Raw genomic sequence first — 14448 nt, 5'->3', positions numbered from 1 at the left:
AATTTATCGGAAGGAGGAGGTCATGGACGTTTCCTTTATCATTGTCATCTTTATGATCGGATTTATCGGTTCATATATTTCCGGCATGCTGGGAATCGGCGGATCCATTATCAAATACCCGATGCTCTTATACATTCCCCCTTTATTCGGGCTTGCTGCATTCAGCGCGCATGAGGTATCAGGAATTAGTGCGATTCAAGTGTTTTTCGCTACCATTGGTGGAGTATGGGCCTACCGTAAAGGAGGATATTTGAATAAGTCGTTAATTGGTACTATGGGAGCCAGTATTTTAATCGGGAGCTTAATCGGCGGATACGGTTCCAGACTGATGTCGGAAAGCGGAATAAACATCACCTACGGTATGCTGGCATTGATTTCAGCGGTCATGATGTTTATACCGAAAAAAGGTTTGGATGAGGTATCATTCGACAAAGTGAAGTTCAGTACATGGCTTGCCGCCGCATTGTCTTTTATCGTTGGTGTGGGATCCGGTATCGTAGGTGCAGCAGGAGCGTTCTTGCTTGTGCCCATTATGCTGGTTGTATTGAAAATACCAACACGAATGACCATCGCCAGTTCTTTAGCGATTACATTTATTTCATCAATCGGTACTACCATTGGTAAGATAACAACCGGTCAAGTAGATTATTGGCCTGCACTGATCATGGTTGTGGCCAGCTTGATAGCTTCACCTTTGGGAGCGTTAGCGGGTAAAAAAATAAATACGAAAGTGCTTCAGGCCACGCTCGCTGCTCTCATATTGGCCACGGCGGTAAAAATATGGCTAGAATTGATATAATCCTACAAAGTATCCCCTGATGGAGAGTTGGCTCAGGGGATACTTTTAACTGAAATGCTGGCCTTTTGCTCGGAGCATCTTTATGTAACATTAACATTAATGATATTTTCATATCAGCTGGATATATGTTAATTTGATTATAAAACATGATGATGCACTCGATTAGAGTCATCATTCGAATCCATGCAAGGAGGATTTATTTGAATCGTACTATTCTATCTGAAGATGAGAAGAGATGCCCCTTATGTCTTCAGCTCAATGATTGCCGTGTTCATCAGGAGGATTGCTGGTGCTTTCACACGAAAGTACCTGTTGAACTTCGCTTGCGAATACCCGAAGATCGAAGGGGAAAATCATGCATTTGCAAAAAATGTGTCGATGCATTTTATGATACACAATCGTCCAAGCATCCAGTGTAGGCGGGCAGTGGCACACATGTGAAACGAGAAGAACAACGAAGCATGTAACCTCATTAGGTGCAGGTGCCTATCGGGCGATGAGGATGGCTCTTCAAGAAGCGGGGATTTTACCGGAGGAAGTAGATGTTATTAATGCCCATGCCACCGGAACTGCACTAGGGGATCGTTCGGAAACATTGTCAATTAAGAGAAGGTTCGGGGATGATGCGTACCGGATCCGATTACAGCGGGAAAGTCGATGACAGGCCATTTATTGAGTGCTTCCAGTGCGCTAGAGTCTACTGCTCTGGTGAAGACCTTGCAACAGCGCATCGTTCCTCCAACAATCAATCAGGATTATGCTGATCCGGAATGTGATTTGGATTATGTTCCAAATGAAGCTCGTGAAATTTGCGCCAAGATAGGTATCTCGAACTCTTTTGGATTCGGAGGACATAATGCCGTTATAGTGATGAGAGCACTCTCTTAATGGCACGATTTAATGGAATAAACAGCGATTTATAAGAATATCTGTCCGTATGAGATTAATTGTTAGGAACATGCTACATTTTGGCATAAGCTAATCTAACAGATTAAAGGATGATAATCGTATATGAAAAGTGGCAGCGCATGAATGTTTTGTTTAGAAACATATGAATTGCTTAGAACGATAACAGCGGATATTGAACTGCATGCTTTATGCTCGGAGATGACAACGGATTTCGCTAAGGTGCAAGTACCGTTGGCATGTCAAGTCTCCTTTTGTTTAGAGAATCATAGGAATACTCCTATTATGATCTTCGGGTTGGCAAAAATGCGGTAATGAACTTGCAAAATGATGGATTACGACATGCCAGCCTAACTACAAATGTTCTGCATTATGGTATAATGATGCAACGCCATGAGGCGGCAGCACTCAAGTTGCTGAATTATCCGAATGCGAAGTGATCATAGATGATGCAGCCTGTTGCACGCATAAAACACAAGTCGGCAGAAATTCTGAATCGGTCCTTTACCGGAAAAGCAATGAATTATAAACAGATTTTCGCGATGATTCTCCCGATCTTTGTGGATAACGCCTTTCTTGTGGTTATGACTATGTTGAATACTGCGATGATTAGTTCCTCAGGCGTAGCTGCGGTCAGTGCGGTCAGCATGGTCGATTCTCTCAATATTTTTTTGGTGAATGTGTTTATCGCTGTTGCGACCGGTGGAACCGTCATTGTCGCACAGTATAAAGGCAGCGGTAACGCCGAAATGGTCTCTAAGGCCGCATCCCAAGCGGTCACGACGGTCACGATTGTTTCCTTGGCGATCAGCGCTTTAGTCATCCTTTTTCACAATCCGACGTTGAATGGTTTGTTTGGGAGTGCAGAGGCTGACGTATTTGAAGGGGCAAAGCTGTATTTAATTGGCAGTTGTATCACCTTTCCATTTTTCGCGATTTATCAGGCCGTCATTGGAGTGCTTCGAGGGGTGGCGGAAACCAAGGTCTGTCTGTTTTTGTCCGTTTTTTTGAATTTAACAAACTTCGTTTTAAATGTGGTGTTTATTATCGTTTTAAACATGGGGATCAAGGGTTTAATCTTATCCATGATCTTGGCCAGAGTACTTGGCATGGCCGCTTCCATAATCTATTTGGTCAAACACAGCCCAATGATTCACTTTCAATTAAAACATGCTTTTAAACTGGAGCTTTCGATTATTCGGAAAATCATGTACATCGGTATTCCTTTTGCTGCAGAGCAGCTTTTTTTTAACGGAGGCAAGCTTCTGACACAGACGTTCATTGTCCAATTCGGGACGCTGGCATTAACAGTTAATGCAATCAGCAATGCGCTTTCGATGCTGCTGCAAACAGGTGCGTCGGCACTCAGTATTGCTATTGTGACGGTAGTAGGTCAATGTATAGGACGAGGTGACGTGCAGGACGCAAGGAAATATGTCATGTCCTTCATGAAGCTGTCGATGTGGGTTTTTATTGCTTCGGCCGCCATTATCCTGCCTTTGTTTCCACTATTGGTGAATATGTTTTCACCGCCGGAGGAGATTATATCAACGATCTTTAAGTTGATTCTGTTGATCTCGATCACTCAGCCGATTCTTTGGACGTTCAGTTTTGTCCTGCCTTCTGCACTGCGCGCAGCAGGGGATTCAAAGTTCACATCCATTACAGCCTTAATCACGATGTGGTTGATACGTGTTATTTTAGGATATATTCTGGGCGTCACATTGGGTTACGGTATTATCGGAGTATGGATTGCCATGGTTGTAGAGTGGGGAGTTCGCGGGATATTGTTCGCTTGGCGCTTTAAGGGAGATCGGTGGTACAGGCATAAACTCATTTAAAGCAGGGTGGTAAGAGGTCTGAAGCGTGTTCGCGCGGCGGTCCTCTTTTTTACATGATTTAAAAGTAGACATTAGAAGGAATCGGCAACGGCTTTAACGAATTTATACAGGATGCACTGATGATATGAATATATCCAATATTTCTCATAGAAAAGGAAATTGCAATGCTGACACTCCCCGGATTTCAATTCCACGATGTCATTTATGAAGATCCCTACATACTTGTTTGTTACGCATATTCGGAGAACACAGGCAACCGGACACTTTTAAAGCTCGTAAAAGAAAGCAACCGGACAATGATTGAAAATGCAAAGATCATGAATGAATACACCATTGCCTCCGGTTTGCAGATGGAAGGTATTTTGAGGCCGGAACAGCCGATCGTTCACGGACACACGATGGCCCTGCAATATCAACCGATAAATGGCGTCACACTGCGGCGTTACTATACGACTCAATTTTCGTCCATAGATGCATTTTTCACCCTTGCCATCCGGATATCGAAATTACTGGTTGAGCTGCATGAAAGCAATGTCGTGCACCTGAATCTCCGACCTGATACGATTCTCATTCAACCGGAAACGATGCGTGTGTACTTATCAGGCTTTGGCTACGCTACCTCGCTTACTTACGGCGGCAGGCCGCGGACCCAGATGACGCTGCTCGAAGCATGCCCCCCTTATATGTCACCGGAACAAACGGGACGAATGGAACATACCGTTGATCATCGGGCTGATTTGTACTCATTGGGCGTTACCTTTTTTGAATGGCTGACGGGATCCTTGCCATATTCAGCAGCTGATGCTTTAGGATGGTCTCATGCACATATGGCAGAAGATCCACGGTGGTCGCTATTAGATACAGCACTGCCGTTACGTCTACAGAATATCTTAAGAAGATTGCTGGCTAAGGATCCCGACGTCCGCTATCCACAAGCGGACGCGCTGTTAACGGATTTGGTATTCGCTTTGGAGGAAGTTACTACCTTCCGCTATGAAGGTCAGGAAGGGAAAACCGAGCAACGGAGCGACCATTCGTTTAAGGCAGAAACGTCTGATCAGGCAGCTCATATCCATGAAGCAGCGTCAATGGAAGGGGAAACCTTACAAAAGCTTGTCCCGCTGCCTGCCTCCTCAGCGAACGCCGAGCCGAATTCAAATTATCCCCATATGCTGGATTTGGCGGCGATGGTACGTTCATCCCAACTGTTTGTGAAGGAAACGAGTCATCGAGTCATGATTCAAGACATGATGAAACTCGTCATGCTCACGGCTGGGGCGGATCAGGCTTGGTTTATTATGAATCCGTCTCATGAGCCTCGTGTAGAATGGATGAAGGAAGTTAGGCAGGGAAGGTGGACAGCAGAGCCTGTGAATGTTTTACTACGGACTTGTCCTCGTTCTGCAAGGCGTGTTGTGCAGGAATGTTTGCGTAGTCAGCAAATGCTGCGTACGAGCCGGAAAACGAAAGCCGTATCACTTTCTGACAAGCATCCATCTGAAGGGAAAGTATCTATGCTGGCCCTGCCCCTGATCAAGGATGGCGAAGTAAAGGGATGTTTGCTGCTCTCGAATCGTTTTATTGCGAAAGCTTTTATTCCGGAACGGCTATCTACCTTACAGCAATTAGCATCTCAGGCGTTATTTATTGCGACCTACACAGGTATGCCTAGCGGATTAACGAGTTCACACCAGACAGCGGAGCTATTGCCGCATCTGATAGAGCTTACCTCTAGAGAAAAAGCCGTATTGCAGTGGATTGCAAAAGGCCTGACAAATAAAGAAATTGCTGAACAAATGTCTATAACTTCGGAAACCGTAAAAGCGCATTTAAAGAATATATATCGCAAATTGAAAGTGGACCGCCGGATCAAGGCCGCAGCGGCCGCACACGCCCTTGGATTGCTCGAGGAAGGGGATCATCCATGAATATTCCATAAATATGTTATAGTGGTACAAAAAGATGGGTGTCCGATAATTATGGAAAAGAGTATCGCCTCTGTCATTGCTTCCGTTCTTGTTATAGCGCTGACCGTAGTATTCATCGTTTCATTCGCGCTTTTTATCCGAAGAATCATACTGCATGCTTCTTCAAAAAAAGAATACCTTGCCACGATCAGCCGAAAGCTGGATCGTATTATAGAGCTTATGGAAAAACAGAAGTCATAGAAGCTTTCTCGTGAGGCTCACCCCTTATGGAGCCTTTTGAGCAAAATGAAATTGGTTAGCTGCGTTCGATTATGTAGTCTGGTTTTATGCAGCATCGATTGCACATGTTTTATAACCGCCGCTTCGCTGATAAATAGCGTTGAGGCAATATGGGCGTTGGTTTGTCCCTCTACAAGCAGCTTGGCTACTTCCTGTTCCCTTTATCGTGAATGTGAAAGGCACGGATACCCGACTGAATATAATCGATCAACCAGCGAACGATATCACTGCGTAGTTCAATCGCTTCCAAGTTTTCTACATCCATCGCGTATAGAAAGCGGCAAAGGAATGTGGGGGCTTTACGCAGTAGGCATAGCGATCGGGGCACAAATCGGAAAGCCTGACGCATTGGTCATCTCAGTCAACGGAGATGGAGGAATTCAGATGTGCTTTCAGGAGCTTGCGATCTGTGCGATCCATCAAATCCCCGTCAAAATTGTCATTATTAACAATCAGACCCTCGGGATGATTAAGCAGTGGCAGGAACTTATTCACGAAGGCAGATACAGCCACATTGATCTTTCAGGCAGCCCTGATTTTGTGAGGTTGGCAGAAGCATACGGTATCATTTAAGCCGCAGAATTAAATCCGTCCACAGTATAACAAAAAGGAGCAAAAGATACGTTAAACTAAGGGGGGATAAATAAAAAGATAGCTGCGGACGCAGCAAATGGATCGGAGTGTCGGGACTTGATGAATTCGATCAAGTAGAGATCCCTGTTTATTTTGTGATGGGCAAATATGATTACATGACTTCTGTAACCGCCGCGAGGGCGTATTTTCAATAGCTAGAGGCACCCATCAAAGACTATGTCATTTTTGATAACTCCGCCCATTACCCGCAGTTTGAAGAAGAGTCGCTGCTTGCCAATTGGATCATCGAAACATGGAATGAGCTGAATTCATGATACACTTTTTTCTGGGTATCGAATTCAGCTCTAACATGAATCTTATGAAGTGGCTGACTTCGCGGCCAGCATCAGCTCAACAATTTTACGAGTCGTGTTGACATTTCGTACAGTCATCTGACGATAGATCTTCGTACCGATGATTTTGTGCATGCCGCTTTTCGTAACATGTTGTCGTTCTACTGACCACAGGATCGCACCAGGTAAGTAAATGACCGTATCGATATCCGGTTTCGCCTGCAGCTGTTCGAGAATCGACTCATCATCGATTTCATCCCATAAGAACATGACATCGCTCTTCATCTGCTGGCCGTTCGTCCAATGCTCCGGAAGGGAATCCATTACTTTGGCCATATCGTCTATACTGCGGACAAGTACTTTAATCTGCAAACCGAAAACATCTTGAATAGCTTGTTCAAGGATGCGGGAAATGTCTGTTTTGGAAGGAATATCGGAATCGAAGATGATATTGCCTGTATTGATATAAGTGACAACATGGTGCATACCTGCATCCTCAAAAGCTTTTTTCAACTGCTTCATATCTATTTTGTTATTTCCGCCAACGTTGATTCCCCGAAGAAGTGCGACATAGATCATGTGTATCCTCCCAACATGGTTTTTCCTTCTTATCATACTTATTCGTTACAGTGGCGAAGCCTTCCTCCCCAAAAGGGATCGGATATAAATAACATGGATTAGAACACATGGGAAAATATTTTTAGCTCTTGACCCTGACATTAGTGTCACCATTTAGAATGGAAATGTAACGAGAGGAGAGGGACGCCATGAAAATTGGGGAACTGTCGAAAAAAACAGGAGTCAGTATTCGTTCACTCCGCTACTATGAGCAGCAGGGATTGCTGAGTCCGCTGCGCCAAGACAACGGCTATCGGGAATATTCAATCTTAGCGGAGGAGCAGGTTCGGATCATCCAGTTTTACTTGAAGCTGGGCTTGTCAACAGAGCAGATTAAAGGATTTCTGCATTGTGTGCTGAAGAATAAAGAATCATTTTGTGAAGAAGTGCTTCCTATATATCAGCAGAAGCTCAGCGAAATTGACGAGCAGATCCGATTGCTGTCTCAAATTAGGCAAAACCTGAGTGAGCGTATATCCTCAATCCTTCTCGAACGAAATCAAAGACTGGAGGAATAGAGATGAGCGTACTTTCGGTTAACGATCATAACTTTCAAATGGAATTGCGAAGCAGCGGAACGACTCTAGTTGAGTTCGGTGCAAAATGGTGTCCGCCGTGCAAGGTGCTGCTGCCGATATTGGATGAGCTAGCCGATCAATATGGGGAACATGCGGCAATTCTGAAGTTGGATTGCGACGAATCTCCATTGACTGCTGACCAATTCGGTGTGATGTCGCTGCCGACGGTCATTGTATTTCATCATGGGGAACCGGTGGAGAAACTCGTAGGTTTAAGGCCAAAAAGTCTTTATGAAAGTGTGTTGGATAAATACGTTGTGCCCGCTAAATAAAAATGAACCAGTTTTCGGCATTGTTCTTTGCAGCAATGCTTTTTTTCTTGGCTAAAGAGCTGTTGAAGATCATTAAATTTGTGGCAGCGCTTACTTCAATATGTATTTTTCTGTTCGATTGGAATATATATCTAGAAGGATGATCGGAATGTATGGTTCTATTTTTCTTTTATTCTCATCAAATCTTCATTTTAAAAGCATTGATTCCAGAAGATTTAAATAGTATGATTAGATCAATTACTAAACAATAATTATTATAAATAAGAGGAGGACATACCATGGACAATAAAGAAAACAAGAAAATGACTACAGCGTTTGGAGCTCCTGTTGCAAATGATGACGATACAATGACAGCAGGTCCTAGAGGACCGGTACTGCTGCAAGATGTTTGGCTTTTGGAGAAAATGGCGCATTTTGACCGTGAAGTCATTCCTGAGCGCCGGATGCATGCGAAAGGTTCCGGAGCATACGGTACATTTACGGTGACGAATGATATCACCAAATACACGAAAGCGAAGCTGTTCTCCGAGATCGGAAAGCAAACGGAAGTGTTTATCCGATTCTCTACCGTTGCGGGCGAACGCGGTGCGGCAGACGCAGAACGCGATATCCGCGGTACAGCGATCAAATTTTACACGGAGGAAGGGAACTGGGAATTAGTTGGTAACAACACACCTGTATTCTTCTTAAGAGATCCTAAGAGGTTCCCGGATCTGAACCACGTCGTAAAACGTGATCCGAAGACAAACATGCATAACGCTCAAGCGAATTGGGATTTCTGGACGAGCCTGCCTGAAGCGCTTCATCAAGTGACCATCGTCATGAGTGACCGCGGTCTTCCAGCCAGCTACCGCAATATGCACATGTTCGGAAGCCATACGTTCAGCATGATCAACGCAGACAATGAACGAGTTTGGGTGAAGTTTCATTTCAAGACCCAGCAGGGCATCAAAAATTTGACAGACCAAGAAGCGCAAGAAGTCGTGGGTCAAGATCGCGACAGTCATCAAAGAGACCTGTTCGAAGCGATTGAAAATGGCAACTTCCCGAAATGGAAAATGTACATCCAAGTCATGACGGAAGAACAAGCGAACAACATGCCTTACAATCCGTTTGACTTGACGAAAGTATGGTACAAGAAGGATTTCCCTCTGATCGAAGTTGGGGAACTGGAATTAAACCGCAATCCTGAGAACTATTTCGCAGAAGTAGAGCAAGCGGCTTTCTCTCCTGCTAATATCGTTCCAGGGATCGGATTCTCTCCAGACAGAATGCTGCAAGGAAGATTGTTCTCTTATGGCGATACGCAGCGTTACCGTTTGGGCGTAAACTACTGGCAAATTCCAGTCAACTATCCGAAGAATGCGGCGAACTTCTGCCCTTACCACAGAGACGGCGCAATGAGAGTTCATCCGAACGTGGGAGACGCTGCTCCTTACAGACCGAACAGCTACGGTGTATTTGACGACAGCAAAGAGCATCAAGAGCCAGAGTTGGATCTGTTCGGGAATGCAAGCCATTGGAACTTCCGTGAAAACGACGACAATTACTACGAGCAGCCAGGCAAACTCTTCAACCTGTTCAGCGACGAAGAGAAGCAGCGCTTGTTCGAGAATACGGCTCGTGCCATGCAAGGAACAACGAAAGACATTCAGCTTCGACATATCTGCAACTGCTACCGTGCTGACAAAGCTTACGGTGAAGGCGTTGCAAATGCGCTGGGCATTTCGATGAGTGAAGTGGAAGCTGCGATTGCGAAATCGTAATGATCCATAATATATAAACCTTTGAGATATGAAGAGTCCGCCATTGCGTTCAGCATTGCGGACTCTTTGTTCGCAAGGTATTCTAAAATGCAGGGTTATGGGTTAGGAAGCTTTCCCATGCTTGCTTTGTTCCTTGGTCAATTTCTTCCTTGGTGGCACGGAGTCTTTTTTCGGAATCGCCATAGCCAATTTCTAGATCTCCGTTTTCGAAACGACGGAATACTATATCCGCGAAATCATCCAACGGTGCCCCCGCGGTATGTAACCCCATTCCCCCGAGGTCGGTATTGACCGCTGGCGGAAACACTTCAATCACTTTGATGTTTGTGCCTGCCAATTGAAGCCGCAAAGATACGGTGAATGAATGGAGGGCTGCTTTGGTCGCACTGTAAATGGGAACCCATGCGCCGGGCCTAATGGCGAGTCCTGAAGTGACGTTTATGATGGCTGCGTGATCTTTTTTCATCAGATGAGGAATGAATAGCATCGAAAGATGAATAGGTCCCTCCATGCCTATGCAGATTTCGTTGCGGTAATCGGTCCAGTCCTTAGCCGCCTGCAAAAGATTGATGCGCTGTTGAATTCCCGCATTATTGATTAATACATTGAGCGATGGAAATTGATCGGTAATCCAGTTGAGCAGGGATCTTCGATTGGCTTCATTCGAAACGTCACATACCCTCGTGTGCAAAGCTGGATATTTGATCTTGGCCGCTTTAAGCTTCTCTTCGCTGCGTCCCGCAATAATAACTTCATTGCCACGATTCAGAAACCGTTCTGCAAAAGCCAGTCCAATACCTGACGCGCCGCCGGTAATCAGAATTGTATTTCCGGATATGTTCATACAGGCTGCCTCCGTTCAATCGTTAGGATCCAAATCGGTATCGATGCCATCATCCATGCTAATTTTGCCATGAATCGATACATATTACTCATTCATCATCTTACTCATTGGTTACAACCGATTCAGACCTGCAAAGCGATTTCATTCAGCAGATCCGTTTAGCAGCTGGATACTATCCTCACACCATTCGATGAGCGCTTTTGACTGCAGCTTTCCGTAATTGATGGTGATTAACCAATAGGTGAGATTTGGATCATCGGGATGGCAGCTGCGAATTTCATCCTCCATCGTTTCCAACACAAATAATTGATCCTGCAACTGTTCCTTTAACGATTTCAAATGCTGGATGTTTGTCTCCGGAGATGCATGTTGTCCAAAGAATAAACGGAGCAAAAGCTCGTTCTTCTGTTCCATGATGGATAATTTTAACGGGGTGCGCAGCCAATCCTCCAGCGATTTCTTTCCCTTATCTGTGATGGTATACACCTTCCGATCCGGCTTGCCGTCTTGTTTCTCAATATGCATCGTCACATCCTGATTGTCTAACAGCGCACTTAGATGGGGATAGATCTGTCCGTAATTCTCGTTCCAGAAGTAACGAGTGCTTCGCTCCATCAGCTTCTTGATATCGTAACCGCTTTGAGGGCCTATTGCCAATATACCTAGTACTGCGAACATGCTGGTTTTTATTTTTGTTTTTGAACGCGACACCTTTTTCTCTCCATCCGTGTTATTTTTGGTTTTTTCGATACCAATCCATGGTTCTCCTCACGGCCTCTTGATGCGGTGTCATGCGAATACCGAAAGCATTTTCGAATTTGCTGTGGTCTACAATGAACGGACGATGGAACATATACGTCAATTCTTTAAACTCCCGCATGGTGGGGCTGAACCAGCCCATGACGGTTAACAGGGGGCCGCGTGCAATTCGATATTTGGGCGAGCAGCCGGTTTCGTGAAAAATGAGTTCAACTAACTGGCGGGTCGTGACGGTCTCGGCAGCTGGAATATGCCAAATCTGTCCCAGCGCTTCATCCTTTTCTGAGAGGGATACTAACCCGCATGCGAAATCGTCAATATAAATGTGCGTATGAGGTTGATCGATGTCTCCTATCAATTCGACAGGCTTTCCAAGCAGTGCAGCTTGAAATACCCGCTCTCCCAATACCGCTGATCGTACCCCAGGACCATAAAAGTCAGAGCCACGGCCGATCGCAGCACGAATGTTTCCTTGACGATGTGCTTCCAGCACCATTTGTGAAAGCTTTGCACGAACGGATGTTTTGGTTCCAACCGGACGGTACGGTAGATTTTCATGCAGCGGCCCTTCATGCGCTCCATAGCCATATAGATTGTCGGCATAAATCAGCTTGGCCTGGCTTGAAGCGGCTCCTTCGATGATACCGCGCTGAATGGCAGGCCATTCTTGTGCCCACTTATGATAGGGGATACCGATACAGTTGTATATGACGTCTGCATCTTTGCATACTTGATTGCAAAAATGCACATCTCTCGCATCTCCTTGAACCCATTCCACTTCTTCTGGCAATGCAGGGATGGAAGAACGATTAACCATTAGGACTTGTTTCCCTTTGCGCAGTAATTCACGCATCACGGCTTGACCTAATGCACCCGCACCAAATATGATTTGCAACGACAACACCACCTACATTTTATAAATATATATTATTATAATATATAAATTGAGGTAATGTCAGCCATTTTGTGGAAGGAATAATCGAATTTATCCTCGCTTACATCCATTAGAGCGTTTGACCGCTGTCGACGGTTATGATTTGTCCCGTCATCGATTCCTGGGACAGCGCTGAACAAATGCTTTTGGCAATATCTTCTGGAATGGATATGCGCTGCAGCAGAAGATTTGGAGCCAGCTGCTTCATTTGATCTTCTCTGCCTTCCCACCATCTTGTGGCAACAGCACCTGGTACAATACAGTTTACTCGAATATATGGAGCTAACGCGCGGGCCAATGATTTCGTCAGGCCGTGAACGGCAGATTTGGATACGGCATAAGGAAGTGAAGAGCCTAAACCGGTTGTTCCCGCGATACTGCCAATGTTGACGATCGCTCCTTGTTGATTCTTGAGCATATAAGGAGAAACCGCCCGTGCGCAAAAAAACATGCCCTTCACATTGACATTGTAAAGTTCGTCCCATACATCCTCTGTTGCGGCTTCCAAATCACTCATCGGGATATGCCGAGTGATGCCGGCGTTATTGACGAGCAGGTTAATCGTACCTAGCTGCTGAACAATGTGGCGAATCATTTCCCTGATTTCCTGGTCTTGAGACACATCGGCTTGGACCGTGACGGCATGTCCTCCTTTATTAAGGATCACACGTTTGGTTTCTTCCGCATCCGCTGCGGAACGGGAATAATGAATAGCAACGACGGCTCCTCGCTCAGCTAGTTCAATACAAGTGGCCCGGCCAATTCCGGTCCCCCCGCCAGTAACCAAAGCAACCTTATTGTTCAAATCCATGTGTCACACGCTCCTTCTTTGTTCGATGAATATGTTTCATTGTATAATGGAAAATTGATTCTGTATAATTGAATGAAATGATCGATAAATTCAATATTTTTGAACTTATGGAGGCCATATGGATTTAAAAGCGATACAAACCTTTCAAACGATTGTGAATTTCGGCAGCTTTCATCGGGCCGCGGAGGAAATGAATTATGCGCAATCCACCGTAACGATGCAAATACAAAAGCTTGAGTCCGAATTAGGAGTTGCGCTGTTCGCACGAGGGAGAAAGCAGATCCGATTAACCGAAGCGGGAAGATTGTTCTATGAACAAAGCTTGCACATTACGAGGCAAGTAGAGCATTTACAGACAAGTCTATCGGATTTCATGTCCGGAGAAGGAGGGGAAGTCCGAATGGGTGTGACAGAGCCTGCAGCAAGCCATCGTTTTCCAGCCATCTTAGCTGAATTCTTATCTCAATTCCCTAAGATACGAATCTCTCTCGATATATCCAACACACCTATACTTAGCGAGAGGCTTCTAAAGGGGAATTTAGATATAGCGATATGCTCTCCTGCAGAAATGAACACAGAGCTCTATTTTGAACCGTTATTTGTCGAGGAATTTATGCTCTTGATGCCGAAAGACCACCCACTTGCTATAAAAGATATGATCGAACCGAAAGATTTTCAGGGGTACAGGCTGCTAATTACATCGCCCACCTGTCCATATCGCAGAAAATTGGAAATGATTTTGCAGGAGTCTGGAATGACCTCGATCGATACGATGGAAATCGGAAGTATGACTGCTTTGAAGCATTATGTCGCGAGTGGATTTGGAATGGCTCTAGTTCCGAAAATCATGCTGAATCCGGCACCGGAAGGTACAACGATTCGGGCTATGAGCGGCAGTCAAGTGAACATGAGTATCGGTATTCTGATGAAATCATCGGAAAATCCTTTGAATTTGGCTGGAATAAAGCTGGTAAAGTATTTAAAGCAATGGGAATGGAAGTAATCTATTGCCCCTATTAACGGAGCAGGGCATCAAATGATTAAGCAGCAAGCCATCTTATTCTTATATGAGCATTTTGCAGAAACCTGAGCCCTTGTTACAGAAGGATTTTCAGAGATAAAAAAGGGACTTCACCCCAATTTGGAGAAGTTTTCAAGTGACCAAACCCAAAAACTCCGAGAGGAAG

The 14448-nt window shown here is 45.0% G+C and carries 14 protein-coding genes and 3 pseudogenes; 11 read left to right on the top strand and 6 right to left on the bottom strand.

Annotated elements, in window-relative coordinates; all coding sequences use genetic code 11:
* Positions 1-22: 22 nt before the first annotated feature.
* From ACFPXP_RS06045 to ACFPXP_RS06020, 6 genes and pseudogenes are all read left to right on the top strand, one after another.
* On the top strand, positions 23-799 hold the full coding sequence (locus tag ACFPXP_RS06045) for a sulfite exporter TauE/SafE family protein (protein ID WP_379893295.1): 777 nt from the start codon (positions 23-25) through the stop codon (positions 797-799).
* 146 nt (positions 800-945) lie between these two features.
* The gene (locus ACFPXP_RS06040; protein ID WP_379893294.1) at positions 946-1218 is read left to right on the top strand and encodes a cysteine-rich CWC family protein; all 273 of its coding nucleotides are present in this window, start codon (positions 946-948) and stop codon (positions 1216-1218) included.
* Between the two features lie 56 nt (positions 1219-1274).
* A pseudogene (locus ACFPXP_RS06035) lies at positions 1275-1687 on the top strand (beta-ketoacyl-[acyl-carrier-protein] synthase II); the annotation flags it as partial.
* 536 nt (positions 1688-2223) lie between these two features.
* Entirely contained in the window at positions 2224-3546 is a 1323-nt protein-coding gene (locus ACFPXP_RS06030; RefSeq protein WP_379893293.1) for an MATE family efflux transporter, read from the top strand.
* A 164-nt stretch (positions 3547-3710) separates the two neighbouring features.
* Positions 3711-5474, top strand: a complete 1764-nt coding sequence (locus ACFPXP_RS06025; protein ID WP_379893292.1) for a protein kinase domain-containing protein — start codon at positions 3711-3713, stop codon at positions 5472-5474.
* Positions 5475-5525: 51 nt separating this feature from the next.
* Entirely contained in the window at positions 5526-5714 is a 189-nt protein-coding gene (locus ACFPXP_RS06020) for a DUF4083 family protein (protein WP_379893291.1), read from the top strand.
* Positions 5715-5731: 17 nt separating this feature from the next.
* Here ACFPXP_RS06020 and ACFPXP_RS06015 read toward each other — a convergent pair.
* Positions 5732-5902 (bottom strand): annotated as a pseudogene (locus ACFPXP_RS06015) (response regulator transcription factor); the annotation flags it as partial.
* Between the two features lie 163 nt (positions 5903-6065).
* On the opposite strand from ACFPXP_RS06015, the pseudogene ACFPXP_RS06010 reads away from it, so the two are divergent.
* Positions 6066-6320 (top strand): annotated as a pseudogene (locus tag ACFPXP_RS06010) (thiamine pyrophosphate-dependent enzyme); the annotation flags it as partial.
* Positions 6321-6703: 383 nt separating this feature from the next.
* On the opposite strand, the gene ACFPXP_RS06005 reads toward ACFPXP_RS06010, so the two are convergent.
* Entirely contained in the window at positions 6704-7258 is a 555-nt protein-coding gene (locus ACFPXP_RS06005) for a DUF1697 domain-containing protein (protein WP_379893290.1), read from the bottom strand.
* Positions 7259-7446: 188 nt separating this feature from the next.
* On the opposite strand from ACFPXP_RS06005, the gene ACFPXP_RS06000 reads away from it, so the two are divergent.
* The 3 genes from ACFPXP_RS06000 to ACFPXP_RS05990 all read left to right on the top strand — a co-directional run bounded on the left by ACFPXP_RS06000 (position 7447) and on the right by ACFPXP_RS05990 (position 9913).
* Entirely contained in the window at positions 7447-7815 is a 369-nt protein-coding gene (locus tag ACFPXP_RS06000; RefSeq protein ID WP_379893289.1) for a MerR family transcriptional regulator, read from the top strand.
* A gap of 2 nt (positions 7816-7817) precedes the next feature.
* Positions 7818-8147, top strand: a complete 330-nt coding sequence (locus tag ACFPXP_RS05995; protein ID WP_379893288.1) for a thioredoxin family protein — start codon at positions 7818-7820, stop codon at positions 8145-8147.
* A gap of 278 nt (positions 8148-8425) precedes the next feature.
* Complete coding sequence (locus tag ACFPXP_RS05990; protein WP_379893287.1) at positions 8426-9913, top strand: catalase; 1488 nt, start codon at positions 8426-8428, stop codon at positions 9911-9913.
* A gap of 82 nt (positions 9914-9995) precedes the next feature.
* Here ACFPXP_RS05990 and ACFPXP_RS05985 read toward each other — a convergent pair whose 3' ends face one another.
* From ACFPXP_RS05985 to ACFPXP_RS05970, 4 genes are all read right to left on the bottom strand, one after another.
* Entirely contained in the window at positions 9996-10757 is a 762-nt protein-coding gene (locus ACFPXP_RS05985; protein ID WP_379893286.1) for an SDR family oxidoreductase, read from the bottom strand.
* A gap of 141 nt (positions 10758-10898) precedes the next feature.
* A complete protein-coding gene (locus tag ACFPXP_RS05980; RefSeq protein WP_379893285.1) occupies positions 10899-11468 on the bottom strand; it encodes a PadR family transcriptional regulator in 570 nt (189 codons plus the stop codon).
* A 19-nt stretch (positions 11469-11487) separates the two neighbouring features.
* Positions 11488-12411, bottom strand: a complete 924-nt coding sequence (locus ACFPXP_RS05975; RefSeq protein WP_379893284.1) for an NAD-dependent epimerase/dehydratase family protein — start codon at positions 12409-12411, stop codon at positions 11488-11490.
* A gap of 109 nt (positions 12412-12520) precedes the next feature.
* Positions 12521-13261: an SDR family NAD(P)-dependent oxidoreductase gene (locus ACFPXP_RS05970; protein WP_379893283.1), complete on the bottom strand. Its 741-nt coding sequence runs from the start codon at positions 13259-13261 to the stop codon at positions 12521-12523.
* A 118-nt stretch (positions 13262-13379) separates the two neighbouring features.
* Here ACFPXP_RS05970 and ACFPXP_RS05965 point away from each other — a divergent pair, with 118 nt between their 5' ends.
* Positions 13380-14264 carry a LysR family transcriptional regulator gene (locus ACFPXP_RS05965; protein ID WP_379893282.1) on the top strand — a complete coding sequence of 295 codons (885 nt, stop codon included), beginning with the start codon at positions 13380-13382 and terminating at the stop codon, positions 14262-14264.
* Positions 14265-14448: the final 184 nt, after the last annotated feature.

The sequence above is a fragment of the Marinicrinis lubricantis genome, assembly GCF_042658665.1.
GTDB classification, from domain to species: domain Bacteria; phylum Bacillota; class Bacilli; order Paenibacillales; family KCTC-33676; genus Marinicrinis; species Marinicrinis lubricantis.
The sequence above is the reverse complement of the archived record's forward strand: the minus strand, read 5'-3'. Positions and strand labels throughout refer to the sequence as shown.

Coding starts and splice junctions, on each gene's coding strand:
- ACFPXP_RS06020 (WP_379893291.1), top strand. CDS start 5,526: ATGGAAAAGAGTATCGCCTCTGTCATTGCTTCCGTTCTTGTTATAGCG.
- ACFPXP_RS06000 (WP_379893289.1), top strand. CDS start 7,447: ATGAAAATTGGGGAACTGTCGAAAAAAACAGGAGTCAGTATTCGTTCA.
- ACFPXP_RS05965 (WP_379893282.1), top strand. CDS start 13,380: ATGGATTTAAAAGCGATACAAACCTTTCAAACGATTGTGAATTTCGGC.
- ACFPXP_RS06005 (WP_379893290.1), bottom strand. CDS start 7,258: ATGATCTATGTCGCACTTCTTCGGGGAATCAACGTTGGCGGAAATAAC.
- ACFPXP_RS05970 (WP_379893283.1), bottom strand. CDS start 13,261: ATGGATTTGAACAATAAGGTTGCTTTGGTTACTGGCGGGGGGACCGGA.
- ACFPXP_RS05990 (WP_379893287.1), top strand. CDS start 8,426: ATGGACAATAAAGAAAACAAGAAAATGACTACAGCGTTTGGAGCTCCT.
- ACFPXP_RS06045 (WP_379893295.1), top strand. CDS start 23: ATGGACGTTTCCTTTATCATTGTCATCTTTATGATCGGATTTATCGGT.
- ACFPXP_RS06030 (WP_379893293.1), top strand. CDS start 2,224: ATGAATTATAAACAGATTTTCGCGATGATTCTCCCGATCTTTGTGGAT.
- ACFPXP_RS06040 (WP_379893294.1), top strand. CDS start 946: ATGATGATGCACTCGATTAGAGTCATCATTCGAATCCATGCAAGGAGG.
- ACFPXP_RS05985 (WP_379893286.1), bottom strand. CDS start 10,757: ATGAACATATCCGGAAATACAATTCTGATTACCGGCGGCGCGTCAGGT.
- ACFPXP_RS05995 (WP_379893288.1), top strand. CDS start 7,818: ATGAGCGTACTTTCGGTTAACGATCATAACTTTCAAATGGAATTGCGA.
- ACFPXP_RS06025 (WP_379893292.1), top strand. CDS start 3,711: ATGCTGACACTCCCCGGATTTCAATTCCACGATGTCATTTATGAAGAT.